This is a genomic window from Capnocytophaga sp. oral taxon 332 str. F0381 (assembly GCF_000318275.2).
Taxonomy (GTDB): Bacteria; Bacteroidota; Bacteroidia; order Flavobacteriales; family Flavobacteriaceae; genus Capnocytophaga; species Capnocytophaga bilenii.
In genome coordinates this window covers 1-7,125 of the sequence record NZ_KB291347.1, presented here as the reverse complement: position 1 = coordinate 7,125, position 7,125 = coordinate 1, and the positions used below count along the sequence as shown (strand labels likewise).

General features: G+C 34.7%; 6 protein-coding genes. 5 read left to right on the top strand and 1 reads right to left on the bottom strand.

Annotated features, from left to right (window positions below; all coding sequences use genetic code 11):
* Positions 1 to 215: 215 nt before the first annotated feature.
* The 3 genes from HMPREF9075_RS11830 to HMPREF9075_RS11820 all read left to right on the top strand — a co-directional run bounded on the left by HMPREF9075_RS11830 (position 216) and on the right by HMPREF9075_RS11820 (position 4,829).
* Positions 216 to 1,394 carry a peptidoglycan DD-metalloendopeptidase family protein gene (locus HMPREF9075_RS11830; protein ID WP_051033427.1) on the top strand — a complete coding sequence of 393 codons (1,179 nt, stop codon included), beginning with the start codon at positions 216 to 218 and terminating at the stop codon, positions 1,392 to 1,394.
* 530 nt (positions 1,395 to 1,924) lie between these two features.
* A complete protein-coding gene (gene rnr, locus HMPREF9075_RS11825) occupies positions 1,925 to 4,126 on the top strand; it encodes a ribonuclease R (protein ID WP_009416841.1) in 2,202 nt (733 codons plus the stop codon).
* A 34-nt stretch (positions 4,127 to 4,160) separates the two neighbouring features.
* Complete coding sequence (locus HMPREF9075_RS11820) at positions 4,161 to 4,829, top strand: LysE family translocator (RefSeq protein WP_009416840.1); 669 nt, start codon at positions 4,161 to 4,163, stop codon at positions 4,827 to 4,829.
* An 8-nt stretch (positions 4,830 to 4,837) separates the two neighbouring features.
* Here the strand turns inward: HMPREF9075_RS11820 and HMPREF9075_RS11815 are convergent, their stop codons facing one another.
* Positions 4,838 to 5,350, bottom strand: coding sequence for an OmpH family outer membrane protein (locus HMPREF9075_RS11815; protein WP_009416839.1), 513 nt, complete (start codon positions 5,348 to 5,350; stop codon positions 4,838 to 4,840).
* Positions 5,351 to 5,690: 340 nt separating this feature from the next.
* Between HMPREF9075_RS11815 and HMPREF9075_RS11810 the strand changes: the two genes are divergently transcribed.
* Together HMPREF9075_RS11810 and HMPREF9075_RS11805 are read left to right on the top strand one after the other, a co-directional pair.
* On the top strand, positions 5,691 to 6,020 hold the full coding sequence (locus tag HMPREF9075_RS11810) for a hypothetical protein (protein WP_034557753.1): 330 nt from the start codon (positions 5,691 to 5,693) through the stop codon (positions 6,018 to 6,020).
* A gap of 53 nt (positions 6,021 to 6,073) precedes the next feature.
* Entirely contained in the window at positions 6,074 to 6,901 is an 828-nt protein-coding gene (locus HMPREF9075_RS11805) for a class I SAM-dependent methyltransferase (protein WP_009416837.1), read from the top strand.
* The last annotated feature ends 224 nt before the right edge of the window (positions 6,902 to 7,125 follow it).

Below are 7,125 nucleotides of genomic sequence, written 5' to 3'. Positions count from 1 at the left end.
GCACAAGCTGCAAGCTTGCGCCAGCAGGGGATTTATCATTGATTATTGAACATTATTTTATATCTTTGCAAAAAATATATAAATATGAACATAAATGTATTAACAAAAGAACCTGAAATACTTACAGATAAAGAAAAATAAATTTTACTATAAAATACAATAATTACTAACAAATGAACATCAAAACACTATTTTGTACGGCTGCTATAGCGGGAATGCTCATCGGTTGCCATAACGATGAAACTCATAAAACAACGGCTTCGAGCACTACTCAAACGGAAAAACCTCCTGTATTTGAATATGGGTTTAACCTCAATAACTTTAATATCGTAAAAGATACTGTAAAAGAAGGGGATACCTTTGGAAAACTATTGGAACATCACCATATGACTGTTAGTGATATTCATCAAATTTCGCAACAAACAAGTGCTTTTATACACCCTAAAAATTTCAGAGTAGGGAAACCTTATGCTTTTTTGTACCGAAAAGGGGATACACTGAAACCTTATAGCTTTGTATATCAGCCTACTATAAGCGAATATATCGTGGTGCATCTCGCTGATTCTATCTACGCTTACAAAGAACAGAAAAAAATTATTATCAAAGAAAAAGCTATTGCTGGAAGCATTAGCAACAACCTTTCGGTAGATGCGCAACAAGCGGGTATCAGTGCTAATGCGACCTATCAGTTAGGGCAAATATTTGACTATACCATTGACTTTTTCCGCCTTCAAAAAGGTGATCAATTCAAAATTATTTATGACGAACGGTATGTAGACGATACTATTTATGCTGGGGTGGAACGTGTGCGAGCTGCTTACTTCCGCTGGGGTGATAAATCATACTACGCTTTCAACTTTACCACTGATAGTATTGCGGGTACTAACGGTTTTTACGATGAAAATGGCAATATGATGAAACGTATGTTCTTACAATCACCATTAGATATTTTTCGTATTACCTCAAAATTTGGAATGCGTTTTCACCCTATTTTACACCGTATGAAAGGGCATTTTGGTACAGATTACGCTGCTCCTGCGGGTACGCCTATACGTACTACTGCCGCAGGTACTGTAGCCGAAGCGGGCTTTGGCTCGGGTAACGGCAACTACGTAAAAGTACGCCATAATGGTACTTACACCACTCAATATTTACATATGCAAAAAATATTAGTGCGCAAAGGACAGCAGGTATCGCAAGGGGAAGTGATAGGACTAGTAGGTAGTACAGGGCTTGCCACAGGTCCGCACGTGTGTTATAGATTTTGGAAAAACGGGGTACAAGTAGACCCTCTAAAAGAAAAATTTCCAGACTCGGTGCCTATAGAAGCAAAACTGAAAGAGGCTTATATGGAATATATTGCCCCTCTGAAAAAGCAGTTGGACGAACTATAATTTTGGTATTTGCACCCTTTTAAACATTATTGATTTCTTGTTAATAACTTACCAAATAATAGTAATAAAAATATTTGCGTAATTCAACTTTGTGTATATACAAAAAGCAAAATGAAATATGCAAATATTTTTTTTGGATAAATATCAACAGTTATCAAAGCGTTATTAACAACAACAAGAAAAAATAGTTACTGACAAAAACAGTTAGTGGAAGAAAATAAGTTATGAACAATTATATATAATACATTGAATTTCATTATATTAAAATTATATGAATTGTTAATAAGCTACAATAACCTAAAAAAGCAAATTTATAAAGCAAAAAATAATAGGCTTTTTCACAGCTTTATAATAGTAGCCTTATTCTATTTATTTAAAATTTTATTTTATTTATTATTTAGGGATTGTTGAAAAAGTTTGTTTTTCTCTACGTGTGTGTCTCGTAACTTGTGTGAAGAATAGTTTTTTTAAAACCCTTATCAAAAAAAATTGTATATTTGCAGCGAAAAGAGAAAACACAATTAATAACAATGAAAAAAACTACTAAATCAAAGAAAAATAAAGTAACAGCCAAGCACAACAAGCACGAACTTACCAAAGCTATCTTTGCTGTGCTTAATGAGCACCCCAATGAAAGTTTCAATTATAAACAAATAGCTGCCAAACTGCAAATAACAGATGCTACTAAACGCGATACGCTCATAAAACGATTGGCAAAACTGAAAGAAAAGAAGCAAATCATAGAAACTGACCGCGGTAAATACCGTGCCATAGAGATGCAGCATTATTATGTAGGTACGTTGGACATCAATTCGCGTGGCAATGGCTATGTGATGGTAGATGATTTGGAAGACGATATATTTGTACCGTCTAATTTTTTGAACAAAGCACTTCACGGTGATTTGGTGGAAGTATATGTATTTCCGCGATTTCGCAATAGGCAGAAAATGGAGGGTGAAATTACTAAAATATTGGAGCGCAACAAAGTACGATTTGTAGGTACTGTGCAACTACACAAAAATTTTGCTTTTGTAATTCCTACTGATCACCGTATGTATACGGATATATTCGTGTTCAAAGAAAATCTAAATGGTGCTACTGATGGCGATCGCGTGCTGGTGCGGATTGAAGAATGGAAAGACAAAAGTGATTCGCCCACAGGGGTAGTAGAGCAAGTACTGGGCAAACCAGGTGAACAAAATACTGAAATGCACTCTATATTAGCCGAATACGGATTGCCATATACTTATCCGGAAGAGGTGGATACTTATGCTAAAGCGTTGGACGTAACTATTACCGAAGAAGAAATAGCTAAACGCCGTGATATGCGAGAAGTACTTACCTTTACTATAGACCCTAAAGATGCCAAAGACTTTGACGATGCCCTGTCGTTCAGAGTGTTGGGGAATGGAAATTATGAGGTAGGGGTGCACATTGCTGATGTTTCGCATTATGTGAAAGAAGGTACTATACTAGATGAGGAAGCTTATAATCGTGCTACTTCGGTATATTTGGTGGATAGGGTAGTACCTATGTTGCCTGAAGTGCTTAGTAATTTTGCTTGTTCATTACGTCCGAATGAAGATAAGTATACTTTTTCGGCAATTTTTGAGATGAATGGCAAGGCTGAAATAGTCAATCAGTGGATAGGACGGACTGTAATACATTCATCACAACGCTTTGCCTATGAGGAGGCGCAAGCTATTATAGAAGAGGGTAGTGTAGGGGAGCACTATACCCTACAACCAGAGCTATCTATTACCAATAGTGAGCGTACTATCCCTGCTGAAATAGTGGATGCAGTACTTACACTAAACACTTTGGCACAAGTATTGCGCCACAAGCGTATGCAACGAGGGGCTATTTCGTTTGATAAAATAGAAGTAAAATTTCAGTTGGACGAAAATGACAACCCTATAGGAGTTTATTTCAAGGAAAGCAAAGAGGCAAACAAGCTGATAGAAGAGTTTATGTTGCTGGCAAACAGACGAGTAGCTGAGTTTGTGAGCAAAATGAAAAAAACATTTGTATATCGCGTGCACGATGAACCTGATGCTGAAAAACTGGAACAGCTCAATGGGGTTATATCTCGTTTTGGCTATGCAATTAACCTACAAAATAAAAATACGATTACGCATTCGCTAAATACTTTGTTGGAAGAAGTAAAAGGCAAGAAAGAACAGAATTTGGTAGATACCTTAGCGATACGCTCGATGGCAAAGGCAGCTTATTCTACTAAAAATATAGGGCATTACGGATTGGCTTTTGATGACTATACTCATTTTACTTCGCCCATACGCCGCTATCCTGATGTAATGGTACACAGGCTTTTACAGTTGTATTTAGACAATGCGCCTTCTCAAAACGAATCGGATTATGAAGTGAAATGTAAGCACTCTTCACAAATGGAGACTTTGGCTTCATCGGCAGAAAGGGACTCTATAAAATATATGCAGGTAAAATATATGGAAGCACATACGAACCAGCAGTTTGCAGGAGTTATTTCGGGGGTTACTGAGTGGGGTATTTATGTAGAAATTGTAGTGAATAAATGTGAAGGCTTGGTACGTGCTCGTGATTTGAAAGATGACTATTACAGTTTTGATGAACAACAATATGCCTTAGTAGGAAGGGCTACAGGAAAGATGTACCAATTGGGTGATGAAGTAATGGTACGAGTAAAAAACACTGATTTGATGAAAAAGCAATTGGATTTTGAAATAATTAATTAACTGAAAAAGAATATTTTAAATAGATTGATAAATAATGTTTGCTGATATATTACTTGCCGTTCCCTTGGGGATATTATTGGCTTTTACTATAGGACCTGTATTTTTTGTATTGCTGGAAACTGCAATTACCAAAGGCTTTCGTGCTGCGATAGCTTTCAATACAGGCGTAGTAACTGCTGATGCAGCTTTTATTGCGATAGTCTATTTTACTACCAATAGTTTGCTTACCGAAATTAAAGATGACCCAAGATTGTTTTTGGCTGGTGGACTTATTATGATAGCCTATGGGCTGATTTCTTTCATTAAAGTAAAAAAGGACTTTCAAAAAGATGTTGAATGTAAGGATAATATCAGTTTTATAAGAATGAAAAAAGTAAATTATATAGCACTATTTATAAAAGGATTTTTACTTAACTTTATCAATATAGGGGTATTAGGCTTTTGGTTGGGGATTATTGTAGTATTTGGTCCTAAGCTGGATATGGAGCCTAATCGTATCTTACTATTTTTTAGTTCTATAATAATTGTTTATTTTCTTATAGATATAGGAAAAATACTGATAGCTAAGAAACTAAAAAACAGGCTTACAGCCTATCATATATACAAAATAAAGCGAGTGATAAGTATTATCTTGCTTTTATTTGGTGTATTTTTAGTCTGTAAGCCTTTTTTTCTAAATGTACTATCGTCATTGAAGTTTTAAAAGGAGTATTACTTCTTTTCGGTGTATTTTTTGTTGAGGTATTCGGTAAGTTCTTTGGTAATTTCTTTGCTTTCCTTACCATAGAGGACGCTACCACCGCTATTGGCACCCAAAATGAAAGTATAGCCTTTTTCTTTTCCGTAAGCCTCTATGTTTCGTTTTACTTTTACAAGGAGGCTATCCATTTGGTTCTGACTTTCTAAGCGTATTTGCTCTTGTTGTTGTTGCAAGTGTTGTCCGAGTATATTTTGTTTTTGTTGAAGTTCGTTGTACTTGCGTTTGGCTTGCTCTGGGCTTAAGTTGTTTGTTTGAGCTTGGAATTTTTTGACCTCTTCGTTGAAAGCAAATTCTATACTATCACGTTTTTTCTCGAAGGCATTAATTTGTATTTTCAAGGCAGCCTCGATGTCTTGTTTTTCTTTATAGTCATTTAGTAATTTTGTGTTATCCACAAAACCAATTTTGTCGTTACAAGCTGTGAGCACTGTGAGTGCGATGGCAGCGATACCTATTTTTTTCATTGTTATAAAGTTATTTGTATTAGGCTGCAAAAGTACTAAAGTTTTATTAGTTATTTATCTGAAAATAGAAAAAATATTTTGGGATAATGACATTTAGTAGTAAAATGGATAATATAATAATTTTCTATTATATAAGAATTAAAAATAAAATTTAGTTATTAAAAATGACCTCTATAAATGGCTTTTAATTGATTATTTTTATTTTTTGATATAAGAGTACCAATAGGGTGGAGAAGAGGCTTAAAATCGCCTTATTTTAATTTTTGACTTTTTTAGCCCTAAAAAAAAGTGAAAAATTAGTGACAAATGACAAAGCTAATGATAAATGAGTAAATATACTATGGGATTTTTTGTAGTAAATAAGTTTTTTGTACCAAAGGGTTTTTCGGGGATTACTTTATATCCTTTTGTATTTACTACTGATGAAAGTTATATTGGTAATGAAAGATTTTGTAATCACGAAAGGATACATTTGGCTCAGCAGCGAGAATTGCTTATATTGCCTTTTTATATATGGTATCTTATTGATTTTCTTATTAAATACCTTAAGTATAAAGATAAGCTAAAGGCTTATAAGAATATAATTTTTGAACGTGAAGCCTATAGTAATGATGGAGACTACACTTATTTAAAACAACGAAAATGGTATAGTTTTTTAAGATATATATAATGTTCCACGTGGAACAATCATAATTTAAAATTTATAATTCAAAATTAACTAAAGTGATTATTAAAGATTATAGTGTATCGGGGGAAGAGTTTGAATTGGTATATAACGCTCAGTATGATTTATACCAAACTATACCTGTACCTGAACAATTGGATAAATATTACGAAACTGAAAATTACATATCGCATACTGATAGTAATAAAGGTTGGTTTGATGCACTCTATCAATACGTTAAGAAAATAAACTTAAAGCATAAGATAAACCTTATTAAGGATTATAAGGCACAATCTTCGTTACAATTATTGGATATAGGGGCAGGTACGGGTGACTTTCTAAAAATATGTGAGCAACAACAGTGGCAAATTACAGGAGTGGAACCTAGTATAAAAGCACAAGAAAAAGCACGAGAAAAGGGAATTGTATTAGAAAGTGATTATCATAAACTGCCTATGCATACTTATGATGTGATTACGTTATGGCACGTATTGGAGCATTTGCCCAATATAGAAACTACGGTACATACTATTGCTAATTTACTGAAAGATAATGGTTTGCTGGTGGTAGCAGTACCTAATTACCGTTCGTGGGACGCACAACATTATCAGCAATATTGGGCGGCTTATGATGTACCCAGACACTTATGGCACTTTAGTGAAGATAGTATAAAAAAATTATTTGCTAAAGAGGGACTTAAGGTTATTGCTAAAAAGCCAATGTTGTTTGATGCTTTTTACGTATCTATGCTTTCTGAACAATATAAAACAGGTAAGAAATCATTTATAAAAGGGATATTCAATGGGTTGCGCTCTAATTTATACGGAATGATAAAAGGAGAATATTCATCGCAAGTATATTTGTTGGGTGCGAGGAGAGAATTTTGAATTTTGAATTGTGGGACGAGTGGGACTTATGGGACTGGTGAGACTGGAGGAGAATTTTTGAATTGGGCACAAGCTGCAAGCTTGCGCCAGCGTGAGACTGGTGAGACGGGTGAGAGAATTTTGAATTTTGAATTTTGAATTGTGAGACGGGTGAGACAAGTGAGACAAGTGAGACGGGTGAGACAAGTGAGACGGGTCTTTACTTTGCACCCTGAAAATAAGAA

Bases quoted from the DNA above. Each gene is read 5' to 3' on its own strand.
- HMPREF9075_RS11830 (WP_051033427.1), top strand. From the start codon at position 216: ATGCTCATCGGTTGCCATAACGATGAAACTCATAAAACAACGGCTTCG.
- rnr (WP_009416841.1), top strand. From the start codon at position 1,925: ATGAAAAAAACTACTAAATCAAAGAAAAATAAAGTAACAGCCAAGCAC.
- HMPREF9075_RS11820 (WP_009416840.1), top strand. From the start codon at position 4,161: ATGTTTGCTGATATATTACTTGCCGTTCCCTTGGGGATATTATTGGCT.
- HMPREF9075_RS11815 (WP_009416839.1), bottom strand. From the start codon at position 5,350: ATGAAAAAAATAGGTATCGCTGCCATCGCACTCACAGTGCTCACAGCT.
- HMPREF9075_RS11810 (WP_034557753.1), top strand. From the start codon at position 5,691: ATGGGATTTTTTGTAGTAAATAAGTTTTTTGTACCAAAGGGTTTTTCG.